The organism is Mesorhizobium sp. P2_A8 (assembly GCF_056404935.1).
The window spans coordinates 43,138-68,583 of the sequence record NZ_JBFUDB010000003.1 but is presented as its reverse complement, the minus strand read 5'-3'; the positions used below and the strand labels follow the sequence as shown (position 1 = coordinate 68,583).

Here is a 25,446-nt window from a genome sequence, read left to right as displayed (position 1 = left end):
TAAGTTATCCGCATAAAGGAAGGCGACGGCCATGGCAGCAAAGATCGTACCCGCCCCGGACTATGAGGACCGCGTCAGGACCTCCTTCGCGCGCCAGAAGGCCATGGCGACGATCGGCGCGGAGCTGACGCTGGTGACGCCCGGCATCATCGAGATCGAGATGCCTTATTCGGCGGCACTGACCCAGCAGCATGGCTTTCTGCATGCCGGCGTCATTTCGACGGCGCTGGACTCGGCCTGCGGCTATGCCGCGTTCTCGCTGATGCCGGAAAACTCCAGCGTGCTGACCATCGAGTTCAAGGTCAATCTGCTGGCGCCGGGCAGGGGCGAGCGCTTCCTGTTTCGCGGTTCGGTGACCAAACCCGGCCGCACCATCATCGTCGCCGATGGCCAGGCCTATGCCTTTGCCGCCGACGGCGAGGCCAAACTCATAGCCACGATGACCGGCACGATGATGACGGTGGTCGGCCGCGATGGGATTGAGGGATGAGTGGCCGGTTCGCCGCAGGCGAATTCATCGTGCCCGTGGCACGATGAAAAGCCACGAACGCCGGGAGCTGCCACAGGCAGCGGGTCCCGGCGAGCGGCGGCGCAGACAAGCAGACAATCGGAGCAGGCAGGGGTAAATCATCGTGACCGGCAAAGTGTCTCGCCTCTCAGGCAAGGACGTCCTCTTCGTGATGGCGGCGCATGCCGAATACGGCCCGCACCTGAAGCGATTGTTCGCACCTTTCATGACCGGCGTTGGGCCGGTCGAGGCCGGTGTCAGGCTTGGCGCCCAATTGTCCCTGATGAAGTCCCAAGAAGCCCTGCCGGATCTCGTCGTTTCGCTCGGCTCCGCCGGCAGCCGGACGCTGGAGCAGACGGAAATCTACCAGGTCGTCTCGGTCAGCTACCGCGACATCGACGCCTCGCCGCTCGGCTTCGAAAAGGGCGCAACGCCCTTTCTCGACCTGCCGGTGACCGTGCCGCTGCCGTTCCGGATTCCGGATGTAAAGGCGGCAACGCTGTCGACCGGCGGCGCGATCATCACCGGCACTGCCTACGATGCGATCGCCGCCGACATGGTCGACATGGAGACCTTCGCCTGCCTGCGCGCCTGCCAGCTGTTCGACATTCCGCTGATCGGGCTGCGCGGCATTTCCGACGGGGCGGCGGATCTCAGGCACGTCGGCGACTGGACTGAATACCTGCACGTCATCGACGAGAAGCTGGCCGCGGCGGTCGGGCTGCTGGAACGGGCGCTCGGCGAAGGTCTGCTGGGCGCCTGACCGCAAATCGGATCAAGCCGCCAGGCTCGCCGGATCGCCGAAATCGATGCGCGAAATGCGGCCGCGCACGGCGCCGTTCGCATCGACATAGTCGATTGCTCCAGGCGAATGATCGAGTTTCCAGGAGCCGGTGGGACCATCTTTCCATTCGACCTTGTAGCCGTCGTCGAGCAGCGTCCAAAGCCCATGGAAAAGGGTACCATCCGGCAGCAGCATATGCGCCCGGTTCTCATTTTCGTAGTGGATGAAGGCGTCCTTGCCGCCCATGTCGATGACATGCGTGGTGCCGATCATGATAACGGCCAGCGTGTTCTTGTCGAGAATTGTCATGGTCCCTGTCCGTGTGCTTGAGTTCGAAAGAGCCTCGACGGGATGTGCATCGTCAAGTACCTTGACTATATGGAGTCGGAAGAAAATGGTCAAGGAGCTTGACGAAAAAACCGAAGCATTGCCCGATCACGTCGGCTGGCGGCTATGGCAGGCAAGCCGTGCCTGGCAGGCCGAATTCGCTGCCGGCATGCGGGCCGCCGGCCACGGCTGGTTCAGCGAGGCGCGCGCTGGATTGCTTGGACACATCAGCAGGGGTGGCATACGCCAGTCGGCGTTGATCGAACGCTCGGCAATCTCCAAGCAGGCGATCCAGCAACTGCTCGATGGCCTCGAGGCGGACGGTATCGTCGAGCGTCTGCCCGATCCGCAAGATGGCCGCGGCAAGCTGGTGCGCTACACACGCAAGGGGCTGGATGCCTTGCGCGACGGCGACCGGGTCAAGATGGAGATTGAGCGGCGCTATGTCAGTCGCATTGGCGAGAAGCGGTTCACCGCGCTGATGGGCGCTTTGCGGGCGCTCGAGGCCGGACAGGCTGCGGCAATGGACGAAGACGTTCGCGCCGAAGGTGAAGGCGTGGAATCGAAGTGACGGCAACGCCTCGCAACCCATTGCGCCGACTCATTTCTTTCTCTAAACGCTCGCCATGAAAACAGCCAATCATCCCGACACCGTCCTGATTGTCGATTTCGGCAGCCAGTTTACGCAGCTTATCGCCCGCCGCATCCGCGAGGCCGGCGTGTTTTCCGAGATCGTGCCGTTTCAGTCGGCCGAAGCGGCGTTCAAGCGCATCAATCCGAAAGCCGTGATCCTGTCCGGCGGCCCGGCCTCGACCAGCGATATCGGCAGCCCGCGCGCACCGCAGATCGTCTTCGACGCCGGCGTCCCGGTGCTCGGCATCTGCTACGGCCAGATGGCCATGTGTGTGCAGATGGGCGGCGTCGCCGAGAGCTCCGATCATCGCGAGTTCGGCCGCGCCTTCGTCGAGATCGAGAAGGACAGCCCGCTGTTCGAGGGCCTGTGGGCACCGGGCCAGCGCCATCAGGTGTGGATGAGCCATGGCGACCGCGTTATCTCCTTGCCCAAGGGCTTCGAGGTGTTCGGCAAGTCGGAAGGCTCGCCCTTCGCCATCTTCGGCAATATCGAGCGCAAGATGTACGGCATCATGTTCCACCCCGAGGTGGTGCACACCCCGGACGGCGCCCGGCTGCTGAGAAATTTCGTTCACAACATCGCCGGCATCGAGGGCGACTGGACGATGCGCGCCTATCGCGAGCACGCGGTCGAGGCGATCCGCAAGCAGGTCGGCAAGGGCAAGGTGATCTGCGCGCTGTCGGGCGGCGTCGACTCCTCGGTCGCGGCCCTCTTGATCCATGAAGCGGTTGGCGACCAGCTCACCTGCATCCTCGTCGACCACGGGCTGATGCGCAAGGACGAAGCCGCCGGCGTGGTGGCGATGTTCCGCCAGCATTACAATCTGCCGCTGATCCTGGTCGACGCCGCGGACAAGTTCATCTCGGCGCTCGAAGGCGAGGCCGACCCGGAGAAGAAGCGCAAGACCATCGGCCGGCTGTTCATCGAGGTGTTCGAGGAGGAGGCGAAGAAGCTCGGCGGCGCCGATTTCCTGGCGCAAGGCACGCTCTATCCCGACGTCATCGAAAGCGTCTCCTTCACCGGCGGCCCGTCGGTGACGATCAAGTCGCACCACAATGTCGGCGGCCTGCCCGCGCGCATGAACATGCAGTTGGTCGAGCCGCTGCGCGAACTGTTCAAGGACGAGGTGAGGGCGCTCGGCAAGGAGCTTGGCCTGCCCGAAAGCTTCATCGGCCGGCATCCGTTTCCCGGCCCCGGTCTCGCCATCCGCTGCCCGGGCGGCATCACCCGCGAGAAGCTGGAGATCCTGCGCGAGGCCGACGCCATCTATCTCGACGAGATCCGCAAGGCCGGCCTCTACGACGCCATCTGGCAGGCCTTCGCCGTGCTGCTGCCAGTGCAGACGGTCGGCGTGATGGGCGACGGCCGCACCTACGAGTTCGTCTGCGCTCTGCGCGCCGTCACCTCGGTCGACGGCATGACGGCGGATTTCTACCACTACGACATGGCGTTCCTGGGTGCCGCCGCCACCCGCATCATCAACGAAGTGCGCGGCATCAACCGCGTCGTCTACGACGTCACCTCGAAGCCGCCCGGCACAATCGAGTGGGAATGATTCAGGCCTACTCAAACGCCGCCGAAAATACGCCGATCTGCGACCTAACATACTGAAAACAAAAATAAATCCTTCCAGCAGGACGAAACGAAGCGGAGGCGAACGTTGGAGCTACCTCAATGCCCGATTAGAAGCGGACAGTGGCGGTCGCTTGACCTGCGCGGGGCCGCCAATCGGCGGCCCCGCAGGCTGCTGCCTCAGTGGCCGTTGGCCGCGATCGAAACCGACTCCCAGTCCTTCCAGGTCTGGAGGCGCTTGGCGTAGACGTCGACGATGGTCCTGGTTGGGGTGAGCCCGAAAAAGATCCGGGTGGGAGGCTCGGCGGCATCAACGACCTGCAGGATCGCCGGACCCGTCGCCATCGGTTTGCCAATGAACTCCGCAGGCACGTTGGCCCAGATGTCTGCCTGGGCACGGCGCAGGGGGTCATACTGCGGCGCCGGGTTGGCGTGGACAGCCGAGCCCCGGCCCCAGTCGGTGGCATAGCCGCCCGGTTCCACCAAGGTCACTTTGATGCCGAACGGGGCAACCTCCTGCGCCAGCGACTCGGTGAGGCCTTCGACTGCCCACTTGGAGGCGTGATAGGCCCCCAGATTGGGGTAGGCGATCAGGCCACCGATGCTGGACACCTGTATGATGTGGCCATGTCCCTGCTTGCGCAGGATGGGCAAGACGGCTTGGGTGACGTTCAGCACACCGAAGAAATTCACTTCGAGCTGATGGCGCACCTGCTGCTCCGTGACTTCTTCGACCGCACCGAACAGGCCGTAGCCGGCATTGTTGACGACAACGTCGAGACCACCAAATGTTTTGGCAGCCTGTTCGACAGCGGCAGTTGCGGCGGCGCGATCGGTCACATCCAGCCGCAGGGGCAGGACCGCATCGCCGAACTGAGTAACGAGATCCTGCAAGGCCTCAGGCTGCCGGCTCGTCGCGGCAACCCTGTCGCCACGCTTGAGTGCGGCTTCCGCCCAAACGCGGCCAAAGCCACGGTTGGCGCCTGTAATGAACCAGACTTTCGACATCGATCTACCTCATGGTTGCGTGCCATTGGGCACTTCTCTTGAGGTAGGCGCGCGCCCTGTCACATTCATTTGCAGGTTGCGCCAGAAAACTGGCGATGGCCGCCAATCTCTAGTTCAGGCGAGGGGCCTCGATGTTCTGCTCGCGCCACTGTGCGGGGGTGACACCTTCCCACTCGCGGAAGGCGCGATAGAACGAACTGGTATCCTGATACCCCAGGAGATAGGCAATCTCGTCGGCCGCATTCGCGCCACTGGCCAGCATTTCGCGACCGAGTTCCTGGCGGGAAGCCTCAAGGAGCAGCCTGAAGCTTGTCCCAGATTCCGAAATACGGCGCTGCAGCGTGCGCTCGCCCATCCCCAGGGCGTTGGCCACGTCCGATAGTTCGGGCTTGCCGCTGGCCAACCGCCGCTTCAGGACAATCTTCACCTGTTCCGGCAACGAGCTTTGCGCATCGATCTCGTCGAGTGAGGCCAACAGTGCCGGCGTAAGGATGGCGAGCAGTTCGGGATTGTGCCCAGCGAACGGTCGATCCAGATCATCAGCACGCAGCACCATCTGGTTCTTGAGCGCCCCGAACGTTATTGGCGCTTCGAAGTACTCTTGGTGCGCCCGGGTCGTCGGGCCTGCTCGGGTCATGTCCACGCGCAGCGGGACGATGTGACGACCTGTTCCGCGTCGTCCCAGTTCAAGGATTGCTGCAAACGTCACATCGGCCGCTACGTCAGGCTCCCGGCCAACGGCGTGGATCCAGGCGAAGCTGACAAAAGCCTCACCATCACGTTCTTTCACGCGCAGCTCTTCCGGGGTGCAAAGCCGCTTGAACCTTGAAAGACGATTGAGGCCGTCGCGGAAATCCTTGGCGAAGAAGGCCGACATGGTCGCGGGGGGATGGACCGATGTATCTGCCGCGACTGTGATATGCAGCCCGATCGCAGGGTCGCCCGACAGGTCCTCCAGTGCTTGCCAGAGTTCGAAGTATTGGGCGGTGTTGACCCAAGCGCCTTCGGAAATGTGGAGGGTCGCAGGCAACCGAGCTTGCCTCAACAATGCCGCTGGTGAGATGCCAGCCCGCTCTACAGCGCGCCAAAAGGCCTGTGGGACTTTGCATCTGTCGATTGGTAGCCGTGTCATGGCAGTCTTTCACTCGCCCGTAATGGCGGCATATGAGCGCCGCTGTCCTATCGCCGCCTAGCCCGGCCCCAGTTCGATCACAGCGTACCCGAATCCGCCACCGATCCAGTCATCCATCTGCCCTACCGGGTCGTCCATTGTGTGACCGGCAGGGTGGACCGTAACGGTTGCATGCTCAACTGCGTGCCGCTACCGCGTCGGGCGGCGTGAGTGCTGGTGAGGACCCTGCGCAGCTTGGCGGCCTGCTGGTCGATGGCCTGCGGGCCGTTGCCGGTGAGCAGCCGCACGGACGGCTCGTAGGCCAGTAGCGGGGCGGCGATGTTGAGGGAGGTCGCGAGTTTGAAACCGGCTTCCTTGATGGCCTTGTCGACGAAGTAGGAGAGTCGTGTCTTCTTCCCTGGGACGCGTGGGTAGAGGAACCGCAGCGCGAACAGCTCGCCAATCGTGGGGACGGTCGAGATGGTGGCGGCGAGGAACGGGTTGTCGCTGACGAGGTAGGGGTGGCCCTGAGCATCGACTCGTTGACGGGTGGAGGTCACCGCCACGGGCGCGTGGCAGATCAGCGAGATGATGACGCCGTTCTCCCGGGCTACGTGGAGGGTTTCGCCGAGCCACGGGTTGTCACGGAAGTCGACCATGGGGGCGTGACCGCCGGGGGTGTGGATGAAGTCAAAGTCGGCGAAACTGAACGGGTCGGCCGGGTCGCGGTGACGCTGGACGAGTTCCTGCAGCGAGTGGAAGGTGCCCTCGGGCAGCTTGTCGAGGCGGCGGGTCAGTTCGGGGCGGTACGCGGCGAGCTCCGGTTCGCTGTTGGGCAACAGTTCGGAGACCGGGACCCGGCCGATGTGCCGTTCCAGCAGTCGGACTTCCTGTTCGCGGCGGACGACCAACGCGGGGTGGCGCTGCCGGAAGCTGTTGACGTCGAACGAGCGGCGGCGCTGCTGCATACGGAGGGGGATCGTGATGGCGCCGGTCTTTTCGATGGATTGCACGGACAGGGCCATGCCGTTGATGTCGAGTTGCGGGGCATTGCCGTCGGGGGTGGCGAAGGTGAACTCGTAGTCGTTCTCGAACTCCTTGAGCACCTGGGCCATCTCGACCAGGAAGAACCCGGTCGAAATCGACTTGACATCGGCCGGTTCGACCAGCGGCAGCTGGCGGCCGGAGGAGATGAGGATCAGTGCGCGGCGCTTGGTGGTGGGCATGACTTGTTCCTTTCAATGCTTTCGGCCGGGGTGAGGGTCGGGCCGTCCCTGCCATTCATCGGCGGATTTAGGCACGCCTCCTGTCGCATTCACTTACAGGTTGCGACAGAAAACTTGCGATGGCCGCCAATCTCTCGGTGTTCTGCTCGCGCCACTGTGCGGGTGGCGCCTGTCACCTGAGCACGCGTCAGTACGCGCGGCTGGTCGACGAGTGGGGGACCGCGAATGGGCTGACACCTGAGGAGTACGGCACTCGCCGCCTGGCGTCCTTCTGTGGCCAACGCGTGACGAACGATGGTGCGTGGCCCGCAACAAGACGACACGGGCAGACGCCTCGATGGGCGACCAAGAGAGACATTGGGATGCGGTCGAAGTCTTCGAGCAGCTTGCGGCTCTTTGGTGGCCATTCAGAGAATCACAGCCGGATTTTCCAGAGCCGCGGCGCGACGCAATGCTCAATTCTTTTGCACAGTGCGCACCCTTTTTTGAGCATTCGGAATTGCCGCCCAATTTTTTCTGATCCGAAACATACGGTTAGCAGTTGGCACGGACATTGCTTCATCAAAACTAGAGTTGGTGGCTAGGGTTCCGGCGCTCTTTTTTGAGCGTGCTGGTCCGAGAGCTGCCACCGGTGCGGGAGACATCCCACCGGGTGCACGGCGGGACAAAAGCCCGGGAGACCTCGTTAGCCAAGGGATTGGCGGCGCGATGGTCCATGCCGATCCCTTTTTGAGAGACGCAAAAAGGGGAATTTCCATGCAGACGTTTTCAAGAATGCTCTCGACCGCCGTTCTGGCCGCTTCGCTGGCGTTTGGCACAGCTTCCATGGCCACGGCCGCACCGAAGACCGACTTCAAAGTCGCCTGGTCGATCTATGTCGGCTGGATGCCATGGGGTTATGCAGCCGATCATGGCATCGTCAAGAAATGGGCGGACAAATATGGGATCAAGATCGAGGTCACGCAGTTCAACGACTATGTAGAGTCGATGAATCAATACACTGCGGGCGCCTTCGACGCAGTGACGCTCACCAATATGGACGGCCTCTCCATTCCTGCTGCCGGCGGCGTCGATACGACGGCTGTCATCGTCGGCGACTTCTCGAATGGCAACGATGCCGTCATCCTCAAGAACAAGAGCACTCTCGCGGACATCAAGGGCCAGAACGTCAACCTCGTCGAATATTCGGTGTCGCACTATCTGCTGACCCGCGCGCTAGAAAGCATCGGCTCGACCGAGCGCGACGTGAAGGTGGTCAACACTTCCGACGCCGACATGGTCGCTGCCTACAAGACCGCCGATGTCACCGCGGTCGTCACCTGGAATCCTCTGGTTTCGACCGTTCTCGAAGATCCAAGCGCCAGGAAGGTTTTCGACAGCTCGCAGATTCCGGGCGAGATCATCGACCTGATGGCCGCCAACACCAAGGTCCTGACGGACAATCCGAACTTCGGCAAGGCGCTCGCCGGCATCTGGTATGAGACGGCGGCTTTGCTGACGGCGCAGACGGACGAGGGCAAGGCGGCCCGCGAAGCGATGGGCGTCGCATCGGGTACCAATCTCAAGGGATTCGAGGGCCAGCTCGCGGCAACCAAGCTCTTCGACAAGCCGGCGGATGCCGTCGCCTTCACCGTTTCGCCAAGCCTGCCGAAGACGATGGACCTCGTTCGCAACTTCCTCTTCGCGAAGGGGCTGTTGGGCAATGGGGCGCCATCCGCGGACATCATCGGCATCGAAATGCCGGACGGCAAGGTTCTGGGCGACAGCGGCAACGTCAAGTTGCGCTTCACCGGGGCCTATATGAAGGCCGCGGCCGAAGGCTCGCTCTAGGCACCGCTTTGACCGGGTGGCGCGATGAACGGCGCCGCCCCTTCCCCTCATCAGCGGAGCTTTGTTCATGCGCTGGATCAACACGAGACCGGGCAGGGGCACGCAGCTTGCCTTGATGTTGCTGCCTTTTGTGCTGCTCGCCGTCGCTTACGCCTTCGGGTCGGCCGCTCGCCTGGCGGAAAACGCCAATGACAAACTTCTGCCAGGCCTTGCCGGCTTTGCCGATGCGATTGACCGAATGGCCTTCGTCGCCGATCAACGCACGGGTGACTACCTGCTCTGGTCGGATACGCGGGCGAGCCTCATTCGCCTGTTCGCCGGCCTCGGCCTCTCGACCGTCATCGCGCTTCTGATCGGCATGGCCATCGGCATGCTGCCCTATTTGCGGGCTTTGCTTTCCCCCTTTGTCGCCGTCATCTCGATGGTTCCACCCCTGGCGCTGCTTCCGATCCTCTTCATCGTCATGGGATTGGGCGAGACCTCCAAGATTGCGCTCATCGTCATCGGCATCGCACCTACGATGATCCGCGACCTTGCTCTGCGGGTGCTGGAAGTGCCCCGCGAGCAGATCATCAAAGCCGAGACGCTGGGCGGATCGTCATGGCAGATCGCGCTCCGCGTCCTGCTGCCGCAAATCCTGCCGCGGCTTATCACGTGCCTGAGGCTGCAGATCGGTCCCGCCTGGCTGTTTCTCATCGCCGCGGAGGCGATATCGTCCGATTCCGGACTTGGCTACCGCATCTTCCTGGTCCGCCGCTACCTGTCGATGGACGTCATCTTCCCCTACGTCGTCTGGATCACCTTGCTCGCCGTTGTCGCCAATTACGGCCTCGACCGCATCCGCATTGCCGTCTTCCCGTGGTCGGAGTTGGAGAAGCAGGGATGAGCGAACTCGTCATCCGAGACGTCTGGAAGGAGTATGACGACCAGATCGTCCTCGAGAACGTGTCGTTGACGGTCGCATCCCGCGCCTTTGTCGCTCTTGTCGGGCCGTCGGGCTGCGGCAAGTCGACGTTCCTGCGCATGTTGCTCGGCCAGGAACAGCCGACCAGGGGCACCATCCTGATAGACGGCCAACCCATGCCCACGGAACCGGGACCGGATCGAGGGATCGTCTTTCAGCGTTATTCCGTGTTTCCGCATCTGACGGTGCTGGGGAATGTCCTGCTTGGCAAGGAATTTTCCAACTCACCCCACAAGGCGAAGCTCTTCGGCGCGGCGCGGCGCCATGCTGTCGAAGAGGCCCGGGACTTCATAACGGAAGTCGGTCTTTCCGGTACCGAACAAAAATACCCTGCGCAGCTTTCAGGCGGCATGCAGCAGCGCCTGGCGCTCGCCCAGGCGCTGATCATGAAGCCGAAGGTCTTGCTGCTCGATGAACCTTTCGGTGCGCTTGATCCCGGCATCCGCGCCGAGATCCACACGCTCATGAAGCGGCTGTGGCATGAAACCCAAATGACCGTCGTCATGGTCACGCACGACATGCGCGAGGCCTTCACCCTTGCCAGCCGCATCGTTGCCTTCGAGCGGCGACGCGACCGCCCCGAGGAAAAGCGGCGCTACGGCGCGACGATCACCAATGACATTTCCATCTGGCCGCCGCGGGAAGCGGGCGTGCCTTCGATCTTCAGCCCCGACCGGGACGGCCCGGTCGCTTTCCTGGGGCATCGCCGGGACGACCTGGAATTGTCAGGAGAAGGCCATGAAGCACACTAGACGTTCGCCTCAGGAAATCGCCGTCAATCGGCAGCGCTACGAAGAGCATCAGAAGAAAGGGCTGGAATTCGCACCGAAGGCATTGCCCGCGCCGAGCCCCATGCCCGCGCCTCCGGTCGATCCCGCCACCGTCATCCATGCGGAAGAGGTTCCCGGCGGTTGGTACTGGTCAACGCTGCTGAGGCGCGGCGAAGCGATCCGCATCGATCAAGGCGAAGGTCGATCGACCGTCGCGCTTGTCGCCTGGAACGCCAACGATACCAGCGAGCGGCTGAACCTTGTCGATACAGCCAAGGTGCAATGGACCACCGCGCTCGGCAAGGGACGGGTAATCTTTTCGGACATGGGGCGCGTGATGTTCTCGCTGACCGAGGACAGTTCAGGCGCCCATGACTGTCTCATGGGCGGATCGACGGCCGCGACCAACGCGGTCAAATATCCGGGCACAAGCACGCGCAATACCCGTGACAATCTGATCCTGCTTGCCGGCAAGCTTGGTCTGACCCGACGGGATATCCCGGCCATCCTCAATCTGTTCGCGCCGGTGCGCATCGACGACGCCGGCGCATTCCAATTGCGCGGCAAGCTCTCCAACAGCGGCGACTACGCCGAGCTGCGCGCCGAGATGGATATGATCGTCGGCTTTTCCAATTGCCCGCATCCGCTCGACCCCGATCCGATCTATCAGCCCAAACCGATCACCATCACCCGCTTCCGCGCAGCGGCACCTGCCGCCGACGATCTCGCCCGCACCGCGACCGCGGAGGCCGTGCGCGGTTTCGAAAACAACGCTTTGATGCTGGCCTGAGGGAGGGCGAATGATGAGCGATTTCATCCAGACCGCCGCCTCGCGCAGCATCGACAATGCCGTTCAGGATCACTTAATCCCGGCCGAGGCGCCATGGTCCGGCATCGTGCGGAAGGGCCAGACGATCCGCATCGAGGACAGCTACGGCCAGCAGGCGATCGACACGCTGTTTTACCGTGCCGATGATTTCACCGAACGCTACTCCAACCAGGACACGATGCGGGCGCAGGGCGCCGCCTATATCGGCGTCGGCACCAGGATCATGTCGAACGAAGGCAATGTCATGCTTGTCATGTCGGCCGACAGCTGCGGCCGTCACGACACATCCGCCGGCGCCTGTTCCTGCGAGAGCAACACCGTGCGCTTTGGCCATGGCACGAAATACCTGCACGCCTGCCGCGACAACTTCCTGCTTGAAGTGGCCAAGCACGGCATGAGCAAGCGCGATATCGTCCCGAACATCAATTTCTTCATGAATGTCCCAATCAAGCCGAATGGCGAAATGACCATCGTCGATGGCATCTCTTCGCCTGGCGACTACGTCGAGCTGGTCGCCGAGATGGATGTGCTTTGCGTCATCTCCAACTGCCCGCAGATCAACAATCCCTGCAACGGCTTCGATCCGACGCCGATCCGCGTGCTGATCTGGGATGCTGCCCCGGCGGTCGGGGCCTGAGCGATGTTCACCAAGGTTCTGATCGCCAACAGGGGCGAAATCGCGGTCCGGGTCATCCGGACATTGAAGACAATGGGCATAGCATCGGTCGCGGTCTATTCGGATGCTGACCGTTTCGCTATGGCGACGCTTCTTGCCGACGAAGCTGTTCGCTTGGGGCCCGCGCCGGCCGGTGAAAGTTATCTCGATGTCGATGCGGTCATCTCCGCCTGCAAGGCAACGGGTGCGCAAGCTGTCCACCCCGGCTACGGTTTCTTGTCGGAGAATATTGGCTTTGCCGAAAGGCTAGCCACGGAGGGGATCGCCTTCATCGGTCCGCGGCCCGAACATCTCTCCGCCTTTGGTCTGAAACACACGGCGCGGGAGCTTGCAAGAACAAGCGGCGTGCCGCTGCTGCCGGGCACCGGCCTGCTGCAAAGCGCCGAACAGGCGCTGACGGAAGCCGAAGCGATCGGCTATCCCGTGATGCTGAAAAGCACCGCGGGCGGCGGTGGCATCGGCATGCAGCTATGCGCCGATCCGGCAAGCCTGCAGGCGTCGTTCGAGAGCGTGCAGCGCACCGCACGCGCTAGCTTCGGCGATGCGCGCGTCTATATCGAACGTTTCGTGGCCGATGCCCGTCATGTCGAGGTGCAGATCTTCGGCGATGGCAAAGGCCGGGTGATTGCGCTTGGCGAACGCGACTGCTCGCTGCAGCGGCGAAACCAGAAGGTTGTCGAGGAAACGCCGGCACCGGGCCTGTCCGCAGCGACGCGCACCAGGCTGCACGAGGCGGCCGTCGACCTCGGAACCTTGGTATCCTATGCCTCGGCCGGAACGGTCGAGTTCATCTACGATCCCGTCCGCGAGGAATTCTATTTCCTGGAGGTCAATACCCGCCTGCAGGTCGAACATCCCGTCACCGAAGCCGTTTTCGGCATCGACCTCGTCGAATGGATGATCCGCCAGGCCGCCGGCGAGGATGTCTTGTCCGGTGCTGGGAGCCTTGTGCCGAAGGGCGCTGCGATCGAGGTTCGCGTCTACGCGGAAATGCCGCATGCGGATTTCCGGCCGAGCGCCGGGCTGCTGACCGAGGTTGCCTTCCCGCAAACCGCCCGTGTCGACAGCTGGATCGAGACCGGCACGGAGGTGACGCCGTTCTACGATCCGATGCTGGCGAAGATCATCGTTGCCGCGCCCGACCGGCCGGCCGCGATCGAGAAGCTGAAGGCGGCGCTTGCCGAGACGTCGATCTCCGGTATCGAGACCAATCTCGGCTATCTGCGCGAGATTGCGGCGTCCCAACTGCTGGCCAGCGGCAAGGTGGCAACGACGGCATTGCGCGATTTCGCCTTCGTGCCTCAAGTGATCGAGGTGCTGGCGCCGGGCGCGCAGTCGAGTATCCAGGAATTGCCAGGTCGTCTCGGCCTCTGGCATGTCGGCGTGCCGCCGAGTGGGCCTATGGACGAGCGCTCATTTCGCCATGCCAACCGGCTTGTCGGCAATGCCGACACGGTTGCAGCACTCGAGTTGACGGTTTCTGGCCCGACCCTGCGCTTCTTCGCCGACACGGTCGTTGCCCTTGCCGGCGCGCGCATGTCGATGCGTTGCGACGGAAAGCTGTTGTCGCACGATGTGGCGGTGCCGATCCGTGCCGGGCAGGTGCTGTCGATCGCCAGTATCGACGGTGCCGGCCAGCGTGCCTATCTCGCGGTCGAGGGCGGGTTCGCAGCACCGCTCGTGCTTGGATCCCGCGCCACCTTCGGTCTCGGCCAGTTCGGCGGCAATGCCACCGGCACGCTGAAGACGGGACATGTGCTGCATCTTGCCCGGCAAATACCGTTGGAGCCGGCAAAGGCGCCGGACGAACCTGCGGCGCTGACCCGAGCCTGGGATGTCGGCGTTCTCTATGGTCCGCATGGCGCGCCAGACTTCTTCGCGGAAGGCGACATAGACACCCTGTTTTCGACGGCCTACGAGGTGCATTTCAACAGTGCCCGCACCGGCGTTCGTCTCGTCGGGCCGGCACCAAAATGGGCGCGCAGCGACGGCGGCGAGGCGGGGCTCCATCCTTCCAACCTGCATGACAATGCCTATGCGATCGGCGCGATCGATTTTACCGGCGACATGCCGATCATCCTCGGTCCCGACGGTCCAAGCCTTGGCGGTTTCGTCTGCCCGGCGGTAATCGCGCGCGACGAGCAATGGAAGATGGGCCAGTTCAAACCGGGCGATCGCATCCGGTTTCATCCGGTATCGAGGCCAGGGGATGCGCTTGCGGTGCCAGCGATCCACCGCGCCCTGGACGACAAGGGATCTCCGATCGTCGGTCGGCGCGAGGATGGCCCCGTTTCCGTCGTTTATCGCCGGCAGGGCGATGACAATCTGCTGGTCGAATACGGCCCGATGATGCTCGATATCGCGCTGCGGCTCCGTGCCCATCTGCTGATGCAGGCGGTCACGGAGGCGCGTTTGCCCGGAATCATCGATCTAACGCCGGGCATCCGCTCGTTGCAGATCCACTATGACGGAACCACACTCACACGAAAGCGCCTGCTCGGGCTGTTGGCGGATATCGAGGCATCGCTGCCGGCGGCGCAGGCAGTGAAGGTGCCAAGCCGCATCGTGCATCTGCCGCTCTCCTGGAACGATCCGGATGCCGAACTTGCGATGCGCAAATATCAGGAACTGGTACGGCCGAACGCGCCCTGGTGCCCTTCGAACATCGAGTTCATCCGCCGCATCAATGGGCTCGCCGACGAACAGGCGGTGAAAGACATCATCTTCAACGCCAACTACCTCGTGCTTGGCCTCGGCGATGTCTATCTCGGCGCACCTGTCGCAACGCCGATGGACCCGCGCCACCGCCTCGTCACGACCAAATACAACCCGGCCCGAACCTGGACGCCGGAAAATGCCGTCGGCATCGGCGGCGCCTATATGTGCATCTACGGCATGGAGGGGCCGGGCGGCTATCAGCTTTTCGGCCGGACGATTCAGGTCTGGAACACCTGGCGGCAGACGCCTGTTTTCACCAAGGGCAAACCCTGGCTACTGGACTTCTTCGACCAGATCCGCTTCTTCCCAGTCTCTCACCAGGAGCTGCCGGAAGCACGCGCCGCCTTTCCGCATGGTGGCTATCCCGTTCGTATCGAGGAGACGGAATTCTCTTATGCGGCCTATGAACGGGAACTCAAGGCCAACGCCCAGTCCATCACCGCTTTCAAAGGCGTCCAGCAAGCTGCTTTCGATGCCGAGCGCCAGCGCTGGAAGGACGATGGGCACGACAGCTTCGTCAACCACGAGGGGACGGGCGAGAGCCTCGACGGCGATATACCCGCCGGCTGCTTCGGCGTCGCCAGTGCGGTGCCCGGCAACATCTGGAAACTGCTGGTCGAGCCGGGCGCGTCGGTCGCGGCCGGCGATACGCTTGCCATCATCGAGTCGATGAAAATGGAAATCAACGTCACCGCCCACGCCGCCGGCCGCGTTCGCGACCTGCGCGCCGGGCCCGGCCGAAACGTCAAGGCAGGCGACATCATCGTCGTCCTGGAGGAATGCTGACATGCTGCCGACCATTCTCGATCTTTCAAGCCTCCGAGCCGCATACGCCGCCGGCATGACGCCGCTCGACGTCATCGAAGCGGTGATCTCCCGGCGTGCCGCCTCCAACGATCCGGCGATCTTCATCACGCCGGCACCCGACGAGGATCTGCGGGCCGCCGCCTGCGCGCTGATGGCGGACGCGCCGGAGCCGAACAGCCTGCCGCTCTGGGGTATCCCCTTCGCCGTCAAGGACAATATCGACGTTGCCGGCCTGCCGACCACTGCGGGCTGTCCGGCCTACGCTTATAGTCCGCAGCGAGATGCCACGGTCGTTGCCCGGTTGAAGGCGGCCGGCGCCATCGTCATCGGCAAGACCAATCTCGACCAGTTCGCAACGGGGCTTAACGGCACGCGCTCGCCGCACGGCGCGCCGCGCTCAGTCTTCGATGCCGAGTATATCTCCGGTGGCTCGAGCTCCGGGTCGGCAGTCACGGTCGCCGCCGGCCTCGCGACCTTCGCTTTGGGCACCGACACCGCTGGTTCCGGCCGTGTTCCTGCCGCCTTCAACAATCTCGTCGGCATCAAGCCGACGCCCGGCCTGCTGCCGAATACCGGCGTCGTCCCGGCATGCAGGAGCGTCGATTGCGTCACGATCTTCGCGGCAACGGTTGGCGACGGTGTTGCCGTCCGCAAGGTCGCGGAAGGCTTCGATGCCGCCGATGCCTTTTCGCGAGAGGCAAAGCCGGCTTCATTGCCCATGTCCGGCTTGCGTGTCGGCGTTCTCGAGGGCGCTGAACGGGAATTCTTTGGCAATACAGTCGTCGAGGGGCTCTACGATCAGGCGATCGAGAGGGCGAAGGCCTTGGGTGCAACCATCGTGCCTTTCGACTATGAGCCCTTCCGTGAAGCCGCGGCCCTGCTCTACGACGGTCCCTGGGTGGCGGAGCGTCTCGCCGCTGTCGAAGGTTTCCTTGCGACCAATGCCGACGATTTCGATCCGACGGTGCGTGCCATCATCGATGGCGCCAAGGGCAAGACCGCGGTCGATGCCTTCAACGGCCGCTACAGGCTGGAGAAGTTGCGCCGCAAGACCGAGGCGGAATGGCAGAAGGCCGACGTCCTGCTGCTGCCAACCGCGCCGACGACCTACAAGGTCGCCGACATGCTTGCCAATCCCATTGTCCTCAACGGACGGCTCGGCCTCTACACCAATTTCGCCAACCTCTTGGATTGTGCGGCAATCGCCGTTCCAGCGGGTTTTAGCGACAGCGGGTTGCCGGGCGGCGTGATGCTGGTTTCTCATGCGTTTACCGACGACGCGCTGGCGCCCTTCGCCGACGCGCTGCACCGTGCTGCCGTCTCCGGTATGGGCATCGACCGCAATGCCATCCTTCCGGAGGCAAGCCGTGTTGTTGTTCCCGGTGAAGGCTTGATCGAGATTGCGGTGGTCGGCGCGCATCTGAGTGGCATGCCGCTCAACCACGAACTCACCGGTCCCGGCGGCCGGCTGGTGAAGGCCTGCCGCACGGCTGGCGATTACCGGCTTTACGTCTTGCCTAACACCACGCCGCCGAAGCCCGGCCTCATCCGTCAGCCTGGATACAAGGCGCAAGGGCTCGAAGTGGAGGTTTGGGCGCTGCCCGCCGATGCCTTCGGTCGGTTCGTGCAGAAAATTCCCGGCCCTCTCGGAATTGGAAAAGTGGAGCTCGATGACGGCACCTGCGTTTCAGGGTTCCTATGCGAGGCTCATGCTGTCGCCGAGGCCCGCGAGATCACCGATCTCGGCGGATGGAGGGCGTATCTGAGCGCGGAGAGATGACGGATAGCGATTTAGGGGACAAACCAATGAAGCTCGTACGGATGATCCTGCGCCTGATCTACGACGGAATGAACGCGCGTGCATCACCAACGAGACAATCGGAGCCCATGTCGCGCCGGGCAGTCAACCGCCCGGGCTGTTTCGGCGGCCATAAAAAGGAGTGAGACGATCGCGACGTAGTTCCTGCGGCCCAGAGGCCTCTTGCCACATCGCACAGATTCTTGAGGCGGCCAGATTGACGCCTGGATAGGTTACTCCGGCTGCGCGCCTTCTACCTTCATACATGCCAGCTGTTCTTCAGGTCCGCCGGGCGGTCGAAAGACCTGCTTTAGCGGAGCGCCGGCTGGTACGGGCTTCCTTCTATACCCGCCTCGAGAACCTGAATGACTCAACGTGACGGGAGCGGAATCTCCCGGGAAGGCGCGGAAAGACTTCGCAGCGGGTCAAAAGGTGTCGTGGTGTAGTCAGCCGGTGAAAATTGCCCAGATGCCGGGCAGCAGGCGGCTTGCGTCGCTCGGCGCAGCGTCACCGATCGGCGCGACGCGGCCTTTCGGAATCGGAAGTCAGGACCTAAAGCCGTCTCGCAGTCCCGAGCGGGAAATGGCTCTAGGCTCCGGAAGGCCGTCCTTCGATTCCGGTTCCTGATTGGCCTTCTGCCTTCGCCAAACTGACCTCCAGGCGCTCGATCAGCGCCCGATAGCGCGCATGATCGCGCAGAGAATTCATATCCACGTCCTGCGCCATCCAGTGCACTTGCCGCAATCCAAGCTGCGGCACGCAGTGCTCCAGCGTGTCGATCGCCTTTTCCACGGCGCCGATCGCCGCTAGGAAACACGCGACATTGTAATGGCTATTATAGTCCTCCGGGTCGATGGTGATCGCGCGCTCGGCCCATTGGAGGGCGCGTTCGTCCAGGCCGAGATTGTGGAGGACGTAACAACCATAGGCATAGGCTGCGCCATCGTCCGGATAGAGCTGCATGGCTTTCTCGATGCGGGTAAGCAACTCTTCTGAAAGCCTGTGAGCTTCCACCTCGTCGCCCAGCGTCTTGCGGCAATCCCACAGCATGCACATCGCACCATAGCTGTTGCGATCAACCTCCGCCGCCTTCTCATAGGCGGCCGCGGCCTCTCTAAACTTGCGCTCCATGCGCAGCACGTCGCCCAAGGTCCTGTGCGCCTCGTAGAGATCGGGATCGAGCGCGATTGCGCGCCGGCAGGCGGCGCCTGCGAGCTCGATTTGCTCCTTCTGGAAATGCGCCATCGCGTGGGCCACGTGAGCTTCCGCGAGCGTCGAGTCCAAGGCCAGCGCGCGCTGCGCCTCGGCGCTCAAGGTGACAAGCTTTGCGCTGGGATCTCCCGATCTCAGCAACATGCCCTCAGCTAGCGCTAGCCCGGCCCGCGCCAAAGCGTATTCGGGATCGATCTCCAGCGCCCGCTGGTAGAGCCGTCGGGCGGAAAGGTGATTGCGACGGCCCAGGCGCAAGAAATGCTGCCGTCCCATGAGGTAATATTGATAGGCTTCTACGTTCTCCGTCGTGCGCTTGCCGATGGCAGCATACTCGGCCGGCATCAGCCGGATCTTCAGGGCATCGACGATGGCCCGCGCGATCTCGTCCTGGAGCGCAAACATATCGTTGAGATCACGGTCGTAGCGTTCGGCCCACACATGGTGCCCGCTCGTCCCGTCGATCAGCTGCGCGGTGATGCGAACGCGACTACCCGCCTTGCGTACGCTGCCTTCCAGCACATGCGAAACGCGCAATTGCCGCGCCGCTTCGCTGACATCCATCGACTTGCCTTTGAGGGCAAAGGTCGTGTTGCGCGCCGTGACGGCCAGCGCCCCGACCTTGCTGAGGTCCGTAATGATGTCCTCGGTGATGCCGTCAGAGAAGTATTCCTGCTCTGCGTCGCCGCTCATGTTGGTGAAAGGCAGCACGGCGATCGATGGTCGCTTGCGGAACGGAAGCGCATCCTTGACCGACGGCGCGGACGAGGTGGTGGGGGATTGCTCAATGGACATGATACGGTAAGCGCGTATCGGCTCCGCAAAGTTGTGAACCCGTTGTTCGCCGATATCCGTATAGACGTATTCGAGTTTGCCTTTTACTTGATCGTAAATGGCGCGCCCGATGCAAACGCCGCCAGGCTGCGCTAACTTTTCAAGCCGTGCCGCGATGTTCACACCGTCTCCGTATATCGTGTCGTCTTCGACGATCACGTCGCCGAGGTTTACGCCCATACGGAACGCCATGCGCCGGTTTTCGGGGAGGCCCGCGTTCTCGCCGCCCAGTTCGCGCTGCAGTTCGATCGCACACTGCACGGCGTTAACCGCGCTCCCAAACTCGATCAGCAGGCTGTCCCCGGCCGAGCCGACGATGCGTCCGTGGAACCGCGCGATTTTGGGCTCGAATACCTCAGCTCGGAGCCGCCTCAGCCGTCCCAGCGTTCCCGACTCGTCGGCTGCCATCAGCCGCGAGTAACCTGCCACGTCGGCGGCCAAGATCGCCGCAAGCCTGCGTTGCTCTTCTCGCAAGGGATGGACCTCCCGCCAGTTGGAACAATCTTAGCCTAAGAAACGGCGCGAGCGAGCCCTTGTTCGGATGCCTGGAATCCGAAATTGGCTTAGGAAGCATATCGTAGCGAAATTCGACTGCGCGGCAGGTCGCGGAACCATTCGGAACGATGCGGGAAGATTTCTGATTCGAGACCACGAAACAATCAATGAAATCAACTACTTGAGCGCATCCTCCGGACCCACCAAAACGACCGATTAAGTGGCTGATTTTTACGAGATTTTTCAAAGGGGCCCACGACCTGGACTCGAACCCCCTCATTTCTGACCAAGCACTTATTGGTCGCATGTCAAAAAAAACGGTCTTCTTTTGCTATCCGATGTCAGGTTGGTCGTGTCGCGATAACGGTCGATCGCCGGACAAAGTTGTGTCGCCTATTGGCTGGGCGCACGCATTTCTCTGGTCGCGGTGAAGGTCAGCTTTGCGCCTCATTTCGGACGCTGAACTCGAAATCCTCATTACCCGAAAGCCGACATGGATTGCCGCTGACGTTGTCATTGCTGATCTGACAACGCTCAACAACCTGGCTCGATTGCGAACGCCCAACGCTTACGATTGCCATATCCTAGCTGCCAACCGCTCGAGGCATGGTCTTGAGGATTGCGTGCAGCCCTTCATGCCCCAGGGACGGTGCTGCCTGCGCTCAGATGTCGGGTTATTGCCGCCCGGGCGGCGTGCGACACTATTGTTCGAAAGGCTCTCCCAGCGATGCCACGCCGTTGAGCTTGAGCAGACGTCGGTTCGAAGAAATGATGCCCAGCACGACGATTGTCACGAGATAAGGCAGGCTCGATAGAAGTTGCGAGGAAACGTCCAGTCCGGTGGCCTGGGCCGCCAGGCTTGCCAGGGAGACGGCCCCGAAGAGGCAGGCGCCGAGGAAGATACGGCTGGTGAGCCAGGTGCCGAAGACGACGAGCGCGATCGCGATCCAACCGCGCCCGGCAATCATGCCATCGGCCCACAGCGGCGTGTAGACCACGGCCGCGTAGGCACCGGCGAACCCTGCAAACGCGCCGCCGAAAGCGACGGCGGCGAAACGCACGGCGATTACCGGATAGCCGAGCGCATAGGCCGCCTTGGGATTTTCGCCGACGGCGCGCACGACAAGGCCGGTCTTGCTGTAGACGAATACCGCCCAGATGGCGACGGTCGCGGCCAGCGAGAGCCAAACGATGACGTCCTGGGCGAACAGGCCGCCCATGACCGGGATATCTGAAAGCCAGGGCAATGAAAGCTTCGGTAGGCCTTTGACCGTGAGGCTCTCATAGCTCTTGCCGAACAGTGCCGAGAGGCCTTGGCCGAGTATGCCTATGGCGAGTCCCACTGCGACCTGGTTCGCGCGGAGCCCCAGCGCGATGACGGCAAAGACAAGGGAAAGAGCCGCGCTGGCGAGGCCCGCGGCGAGGAAACCCAGGAGGTGACCGCCGCCGTGATAGACGATGATGAAGGCGACGACCGCCCCCATGGCCATCATTCCCTCTACGCCGAGATTGAGGACGCCGGCCCGCTCGGCCACCATTTCGCCCAGCGCGGCCAGAAGGAACGGCGTGGCCGCCGCCAGCATTCCGGCGACGATGAACTCGAGGGCATTCATGGAGTGCTTCCATGAGCAGCATGGCGCCATTCGAGCCGGTATCGGACGAAGGCAATCGCGACGAGATAGGCGAGCAACAGGCTGCCCTGAAAGACCCGGACCGCGGCCACCGGCAGATTTGCCGAGACCATGGCGTTGTCGCCGCCAATATAGAGGGCCGCCATGAGCAGCGCGGAAAAAATGATGCCTATCGGGTGAAGGCCGCCGAGATACGCAACGATAATGGCGGCATAGCCGTAACCGGTCGAGATGGAGCGCTGCAATTGGCCGAGTGGCCCGGCCACCTCCGCCGCCCCGGCGAGGCCCGCCGCGAAGCCACCGATGAGGAGGGAAAGCCAGATCGCGCGTCCTTCGTTGAAGCCGGCGTATGCGGCCGCGCGCGGAGCAAGGCCGCCGACCTGCAGCTTGTAGCCAGCGAAACTCCTCTGCATGAAGACCCAGGCCGCGAGGGAGAACGCGAAGGCGATAAGCAGCGAGACGTTGACGCGGGTGCCGGGGATCAGGATCGGCACCGTCGCGTCGTACTGGAACATCACCGACTGTGGGAAGTTGAAGCCGGCCGGATCCTTCCAGGGGCCTAGAAGCAGATAGTTGAGAAGTTGCGCGGCAACGAGCGCCAGCATGAGTGATACGAGAATCTCGTTTGCGTTGAGCCGCACGCGCCAGCACGCCGTGAGCGAGGCCCAAAGCGCGCCGCCCAGTGCGCCGAGGACGAGCATCGCAGGCCAAATCCACTGGCCGGTTGCCTGCGGGAGCCAAATGGGAATGGCCGACGCGAAGATTGCGCCGAGAATGAACTGGCCCTCGGCGCCGATGTTGAAGATCTTTGCGCGAAAGCCGATGGCAAGCCCCTGCGCAATCAGCAGCAGCGGCCCCATCTTGAGCAGGACTTCCGAGAACGAGGCCCAAGACAGGAAGGGCTCCAGAAGCATCGCTTGGAAAACGGCGACCGGATCGCGGCCCATCAGGAGGTAGAGCCCGAGATTGAGCAGCGTCGCCACGCCGAGCGCGGCTGGCGGGGCGACCAGCTTGATTGCAAGCGAGGCGTGTTCCCGGCGCACCAGAACGGGAAGGAACGGCCGGGACAGGGCGCTCATGCAGGAACCTTTTCGGCGGTTGAACGGGCGCCGATCATGTATCGGCCGATCTCCTCGGGTCTGGTGTCGCGGGTCACCAGCGGCTGGCTCAGCCGGCCCTGATGGAGCACCTGGATTGCATCGCAAAGCTCGAACAGTTCCTCCAGTTCCTCCGAGATGACCAGGATGCCCATGCCTTCGTTGCGCAGGGCGACAAGGCGCTGGCGGACGGCGGATGCGGCGCCGACGTCCACGCCCCAGGTGGGCTGTGCGACAAACAGCAATTTAGGGGACAGCATGATCTCGCGTCCCACGATGAACTTCTGCAGATTGCCTCCCGAAAGCGCGCCGGCCTCCGCTTCGCAACCGGGCGTGCGCACGTCGTTTTGCCGGATGCAGTCCTCGGTGAAGGCTTTGGCACGGGCAGTGTCGACAAGGCCGCGTTTCAACAAGCCGAACGGATGGGCGGTCAGGAGGCTGTTGAGGACGAGAGACATCTCCGGCACCGCGCCGCGGCCGAGCCTTTCCTCCGGAACGAAAGCGAAGCCCAGCCGGCGGCGGGCCGCCGCATTGAGCGCGCCAACATCCTTTCCCATCATGTAGATGCGATCGGACTTCTCGCGCGGCAGCATCGTCTCGCCTGAGATTAGCGCGGCGAGCTCGCTCTGCCCGTTGCCCGAGATGCCAGCGATTCCGAGAATCTCGCCCGCCCGGACCGTCAGGCTGACGTCGGAAAGCTCGGCGGCGAAGGGATCGTCGGGCCGATGGTCGAGGCGGACGATTTCAAGGCGCTTTTCCCCGCCGGAATGTGCAATAGCCGGCATGGGCTTCGGCATGTCGCGGCCGATCATCATGCGGGCGAGGTTGTGTGCGTCGTGGCCGCGGGGATCCACATTTCCTGTGATGCGACCGCCGCGCAGGATGGTCGCGCGGTCGCATACCGCGCGGATTTCCTCCAGCTTGTGCGAGATGAAAAGAATGGACACGCCGCCGTCGCGCAGCCGCCGCAATGTCTCGAAAAGCTTCTCCACCGATTGCGGTGGCAGGACGGAGGTCGGTTCGTCGAGGATCAGGAGCTGCGGTTCGGTCATCAGGCAGCGGATGATTTCCACCCGCTGCCGCTCTCCAACCGAGAGCGCGTGCACATGAGCGAACGGATCGACCTCCAGGCCGAAGTCGCGACCGAGCTTGCGGATGCCTTGCGCAAGGTCCGATTTCCTCCCGGGCACGACCAGCCGGACGTTCTCCACAACCGTCAGCGTCTCGAACAACGAGAAATGCTGGAAGACCATGCCGATCCCCTTGCGCCTCGCATCCGCCGGGGACGCGAGCGCAAGGGACTCTCCTTTCCAGATCGCTGTTCCCGCGTCCGGCTGCTCGACGCCGTAGATCAGCTTCATCAGTGTCGACTTGCCCGCTCCGTTTTCCCCGAGGATCGCATGGATCGAGCGCGGAGCCACATCCAGATCGATGCCTCGATTTGCATGGATCTGGCCGTAGCTCTTGGAGATGCCGCGCAGCGACAGCAGCGGGACGGTCATTGTCACTTCGGCAGCGGCGTGGTGACACCCTTGACATGCCAGTCCATGGCGACGATCTCGGCCACGGTCATCGTCTTACCGGCGGGGACGCCTTCGCTGCCGTCGGCCCTGGCGATCGGACCGGCAAAGGGCGAGAAACTGCCGTCGGCGATCTTGGCTTCGACTTCCTTGATCTTGGTCATGATGTCTGCCGGGATGCCCGGGTTCCAGTCGACGACTTCGACGACCTTGTCGCCGACACCCAAGAAGGCGCTGGCGCCCTTGAAGGTACCGGCAAGGTGGGCGTCGACCGAGGCTTTGAAGAAGGGCGACCAATCGGTCGCCACGCAGCCGAGATAGGTCTTGGGCGCGTATTTCTTCATTGACGAGTTGAGGTTGAAGGCGGGGATGCCGGCCTCCTCGCAAGCCGCAACGACCGAAGGCGTGTCCTGCGCGTTGGAGAAGATGACGTCGCATTTCTGCGCCAGCAGCGCCTTGGCGGCTTCCTGCTCCTTGGCCGGGTCGAACCAGGAGTTCACCCATACGATCGAAACCTCGACATCGGGCTTCACGGCTTGCGCACCCAATGTGAACGCGTTGATTGATGTAATCAGTTCGGGAATGGCGAAGGCGGAAACGGAGCCGAGCTTGCCGGTCTTCGAAAGCGCGGCTGCCGCCATCCCCATCAGATAGGTGCCCTGGGAGTATTGTGCCGCGAAGGGCGAGAAGTTCGGCGCCACCTCGAAACCGGAAGCATGCAACACGGTGACGTCGGGATTGCGGCGCGCGATCTGCAGGGCGCCGTTCTGATAGCCGAAGGAGCCGGCGATGAGGACCTTGTTACCGTCCGCGACCGCCTTGTTCATGATGCGGTCGGCGTCGGGACCTTCCTGAATGTTTTCGAGGATGGTGACCTTCACCTTGTCGCCGTAGGCCGCCTTGACCGGATCGAGCCCGTCGGCCAGCGCACGGCCCCAGCCAACGTCGCCAACCGGCGAGGGGACCACCAGCACGATGCCCAGTGGTCCGTCGGCGGCGAGCACGCGGCTGCCCACCGCGGCGACAAGCCCGGTAGCGGCAGCGCCCTTCATCAATGTTCTGCGGGTAAGATTTGTCAGCATGTCGGTTCCCCTTGCT

Annotated in this window: 21 protein-coding genes, 1 pseudogene and 1 riboswitch; of the genes and pseudogenes, 13 read left to right on the top strand and 9 right to left on the bottom strand. The window is 62.9% G+C overall.

Going from position 1 to position 25,446, the window contains the following annotated elements:
* Positions 1–31 precede the first annotated feature (31 nt).
* A complete protein-coding gene (locus tag AC1D10_RS09905; RefSeq protein WP_477271084.1) occupies positions 32–490 on the top strand; it encodes a PaaI family thioesterase in 459 nt (152 codons plus the stop codon).
* A 190-nt stretch (positions 491–680) separates the two neighbouring features.
* Positions 681–1,271: a 5'-methylthioadenosine/S-adenosylhomocysteine nucleosidase gene (locus tag AC1D10_RS09900; protein ID WP_477272062.1), complete on the top strand. Its 591-nt coding sequence runs from the start codon at positions 681–683 to the stop codon at positions 1,269–1,271.
* 12 nt (positions 1,272–1,283) lie between these two features.
* Here AC1D10_RS09900 and AC1D10_RS09895 read toward each other — a convergent pair whose 3' ends face one another.
* Complete coding sequence (locus tag AC1D10_RS09895; protein ID WP_352629372.1) at positions 1,284–1,601, bottom strand: hypothetical protein; 318 nt, start codon at positions 1,599–1,601, stop codon at positions 1,284–1,286.
* An 85-nt stretch (positions 1,602–1,686) separates the two neighbouring features.
* Between AC1D10_RS09895 and AC1D10_RS09890 the strand changes: the two genes are divergently transcribed.
* Positions 1,687–2,190, top strand: coding sequence for a MarR family winged helix-turn-helix transcriptional regulator (locus AC1D10_RS09890; RefSeq protein ID WP_477271081.1), 504 nt, complete (start codon positions 1,687–1,689; stop codon positions 2,188–2,190).
* A gap of 55 nt (positions 2,191–2,245) precedes the next feature.
* Entirely contained in the window at positions 2,246–3,808 is a 1,563-nt protein-coding gene (gene guaA, locus AC1D10_RS09885; RefSeq protein ID WP_477271079.1) for a glutamine-hydrolyzing GMP synthase, read from the top strand.
* 197 nt (positions 3,809–4,005) lie between these two features.
* On the opposite strand, the gene AC1D10_RS09880 is transcribed toward guaA, so the two are convergent.
* The 3 genes from AC1D10_RS09880 to AC1D10_RS09870 form a co-directional block, all read right to left on the bottom strand.
* Entirely contained in the window at positions 4,006–4,833 is an 828-nt protein-coding gene (locus AC1D10_RS09880) for an SDR family NAD(P)-dependent oxidoreductase (RefSeq protein WP_477271077.1), read from the bottom strand.
* Positions 4,834–4,942: 109 nt separating this feature from the next.
* Positions 4,943–5,965, bottom strand: coding sequence for an AraC family transcriptional regulator (locus tag AC1D10_RS09875; protein ID WP_477271075.1), 1,023 nt, complete (start codon positions 5,963–5,965; stop codon positions 4,943–4,945).
* 122 nt (positions 5,966–6,087) lie between these two features.
* The gene (locus AC1D10_RS09870; RefSeq protein WP_477271073.1) at positions 6,088–7,170 is read right to left on the bottom strand and encodes a type 1 glutamine amidotransferase family protein; all 1,083 of its coding nucleotides are present in this window, start codon (positions 7,168–7,170) and stop codon (positions 6,088–6,090) included.
* Between the two features lie 173 nt (positions 7,171–7,343).
* Here AC1D10_RS09870 and AC1D10_RS09865 point away from each other — a divergent pair.
* The 9 genes and pseudogenes from AC1D10_RS09865 to atzF form a co-directional block, all read left to right on the top strand.
* Positions 7,344–7,433: pseudogene (locus AC1D10_RS09865) on the top strand (integrase); the annotation flags it as partial.
* A 38-nt stretch (positions 7,434–7,471) separates the two neighbouring features.
* Complete coding sequence (locus tag AC1D10_RS09860) at positions 7,472–7,690, top strand: hypothetical protein (protein WP_477272096.1); 219 nt, start codon at positions 7,472–7,474, stop codon at positions 7,688–7,690.
* 49 nt (positions 7,691–7,739) lie between these two features.
* Positions 7,740–7,851: riboswitch (guanidine-I (ykkC/yxkD leader) on the top strand.
* 75 nt (positions 7,852–7,926) lie between these two features.
* Positions 7,927–9,000 carry a putative urea ABC transporter substrate-binding protein gene (locus AC1D10_RS09855; protein WP_477271071.1) on the top strand — a complete coding sequence of 358 codons (1,074 nt, stop codon included), beginning with the start codon at positions 7,927–7,929 and terminating at the stop codon, positions 8,998–9,000.
* Positions 9,001–9,067: 67 nt separating this feature from the next.
* Positions 9,068–9,886, top strand: a complete 819-nt coding sequence (locus AC1D10_RS09850) for an ABC transporter permease (RefSeq protein WP_477271069.1) — start codon at positions 9,068–9,070, stop codon at positions 9,884–9,886.
* Positions 9,883–10,716: an ABC transporter ATP-binding protein gene (locus AC1D10_RS09845; protein ID WP_477271067.1), complete on the top strand. Its 834-nt coding sequence runs from the start codon at positions 9,883–9,885 to the stop codon at positions 10,714–10,716. Before AC1D10_RS09850 ends, AC1D10_RS09845 begins: the two co-directional genes overlap by 4 nt.
* A complete protein-coding gene (locus tag AC1D10_RS09840) occupies positions 10,703–11,524 on the top strand; it encodes an urea amidolyase associated protein UAAP1 (RefSeq protein ID WP_477271065.1) in 822 nt (273 codons plus the stop codon). Before AC1D10_RS09845 ends, AC1D10_RS09840 begins: the two co-directional genes overlap by 14 nt.
* Before the next feature lie 13 nt (positions 11,525–11,537).
* The gene (locus AC1D10_RS09835; protein WP_477271062.1) at positions 11,538–12,200 is read left to right on the top strand and encodes an urea amidolyase associated protein UAAP2; all 663 of its coding nucleotides are present in this window, start codon (positions 11,538–11,540) and stop codon (positions 12,198–12,200) included.
* Between the two features lie 3 nt (positions 12,201–12,203).
* The gene (gene uca / locus AC1D10_RS09830; RefSeq protein ID WP_477271060.1) at positions 12,204–15,743 is read left to right on the top strand and encodes an urea carboxylase; all 3,540 of its coding nucleotides are present in this window, start codon (positions 12,204–12,206) and stop codon (positions 15,741–15,743) included.
* Between the two features lies 1 nt (position 15,744).
* A complete protein-coding gene (gene atzF / locus AC1D10_RS09825; protein ID WP_477271058.1) occupies positions 15,745–17,544 on the top strand; it encodes an allophanate hydrolase in 1,800 nt (599 codons plus the stop codon).
* 606 nt (positions 17,545–18,150) lie between these two features.
* Here atzF and AC1D10_RS09820 read toward each other — a convergent pair.
* The 5 genes from AC1D10_RS09820 to AC1D10_RS09800 all read right to left on the bottom strand — a co-directional run bounded on the left by AC1D10_RS09820 (position 18,151) and on the right by AC1D10_RS09800 (position 25,427).
* Positions 18,151–20,079 (bottom strand): adenylate/guanylate cyclase domain-containing protein, encoded by a 1,929-nt coding sequence (locus AC1D10_RS09820; protein WP_477271056.1) that lies wholly within the window; start codon positions 20,077–20,079, stop codon positions 18,151–18,153.
* A 722-nt stretch (positions 20,080–20,801) separates the two neighbouring features.
* Positions 20,802–21,713: an ABC transporter permease gene (locus AC1D10_RS09815; RefSeq protein ID WP_477271054.1), complete on the bottom strand. Its 912-nt coding sequence runs from the start codon at positions 21,711–21,713 to the stop codon at positions 20,802–20,804.
* Positions 21,710–22,810, bottom strand: a complete 1,101-nt coding sequence (locus AC1D10_RS09810) for an ABC transporter permease (protein WP_477271052.1) — start codon at positions 22,808–22,810, stop codon at positions 21,710–21,712. Before AC1D10_RS09810 ends, AC1D10_RS09815 begins: the two co-directional genes overlap by 4 nt.
* Positions 22,807–24,330 carry an ABC transporter ATP-binding protein gene (locus AC1D10_RS09805; RefSeq protein ID WP_477271049.1) on the bottom strand — a complete coding sequence of 508 codons (1,524 nt, stop codon included), beginning with the start codon at positions 24,328–24,330 and terminating at the stop codon, positions 22,807–22,809. The genes AC1D10_RS09810 and AC1D10_RS09805 overlap by 4 nt, the downstream gene beginning before the upstream one ends.
* Positions 24,331–24,332: 2 nt before the next feature.
* Positions 24,333–25,427 (bottom strand): BMP family ABC transporter substrate-binding protein, encoded by a 1,095-nt coding sequence (locus AC1D10_RS09800; RefSeq protein ID WP_477272060.1) that lies wholly within the window; start codon positions 25,425–25,427, stop codon positions 24,333–24,335.
* Positions 25,428–25,446: the final 19 nt, after the last annotated feature.

Excerpts from the sequence above, each read along its gene's own strand:
- AC1D10_RS09905 (WP_477271084.1), top strand. The coding sequence starts at position 32 with ATGGCAGCAAAGATCGTACCCGCCCCGGACTATGAGGACCGCGTCAGG.
- AC1D10_RS09900 (WP_477272062.1), top strand. The coding sequence starts at position 681 with ATGGCGGCGCATGCCGAATACGGCCCGCACCTGAAGCGATTGTTCGCA.
- AC1D10_RS09895 (WP_352629372.1), bottom strand. The coding sequence starts at position 1,601 with ATGACAATTCTCGACAAGAACACGCTGGCCGTTATCATGATCGGCACC.
- AC1D10_RS09890 (WP_477271081.1), top strand. The coding sequence starts at position 1,687 with ATGGTCAAGGAGCTTGACGAAAAAACCGAAGCATTGCCCGATCACGTC.
- guaA (WP_477271079.1), top strand. The coding sequence starts at position 2,246 with ATGAAAACAGCCAATCATCCCGACACCGTCCTGATTGTCGATTTCGGC.
- AC1D10_RS09880 (WP_477271077.1), bottom strand. The coding sequence starts at position 4,833 with ATGTCGAAAGTCTGGTTCATTACAGGCGCCAACCGTGGCTTTGGCCGC.
- AC1D10_RS09875 (WP_477271075.1), bottom strand. The coding sequence starts at position 5,965 with ATGACACGGCTACCAATCGACAGATGCAAAGTCCCACAGGCCTTTTGG.
- AC1D10_RS09870 (WP_477271073.1), bottom strand. The coding sequence starts at position 7,170 with ATGCCCACCACCAAGCGCCGCGCACTGATCCTCATCTCCTCCGGCCGC.
- AC1D10_RS09855 (WP_477271071.1), top strand. The coding sequence starts at position 7,927 with ATGCAGACGTTTTCAAGAATGCTCTCGACCGCCGTTCTGGCCGCTTCG.
- AC1D10_RS09850 (WP_477271069.1), top strand. The coding sequence starts at position 9,068 with ATGCGCTGGATCAACACGAGACCGGGCAGGGGCACGCAGCTTGCCTTG.
- AC1D10_RS09845 (WP_477271067.1), top strand. The coding sequence starts at position 9,883 with ATGAGCGAACTCGTCATCCGAGACGTCTGGAAGGAGTATGACGACCAG.
- AC1D10_RS09840 (WP_477271065.1), top strand. The coding sequence starts at position 10,703 with ATGAAGCACACTAGACGTTCGCCTCAGGAAATCGCCGTCAATCGGCAG.
- AC1D10_RS09835 (WP_477271062.1), top strand. The coding sequence starts at position 11,538 with ATGAGCGATTTCATCCAGACCGCCGCCTCGCGCAGCATCGACAATGCC.
- uca (WP_477271060.1), top strand. The coding sequence starts at position 12,204 with ATGTTCACCAAGGTTCTGATCGCCAACAGGGGCGAAATCGCGGTCCGG.
- atzF (WP_477271058.1), top strand. The coding sequence starts at position 15,745 with ATGCTGCCGACCATTCTCGATCTTTCAAGCCTCCGAGCCGCATACGCC.
- AC1D10_RS09815 (WP_477271054.1), bottom strand. The coding sequence starts at position 21,713 with ATGAATGCCCTCGAGTTCATCGTCGCCGGAATGCTGGCGGCGGCCACG.
- AC1D10_RS09810 (WP_477271052.1), bottom strand. The coding sequence starts at position 22,810 with ATGAGCGCCCTGTCCCGGCCGTTCCTTCCCGTTCTGGTGCGCCGGGAA.
- AC1D10_RS09805 (WP_477271049.1), bottom strand. The coding sequence starts at position 24,330 with ATGACCGTCCCGCTGCTGTCGCTGCGCGGCATCTCCAAGAGCTACGGC.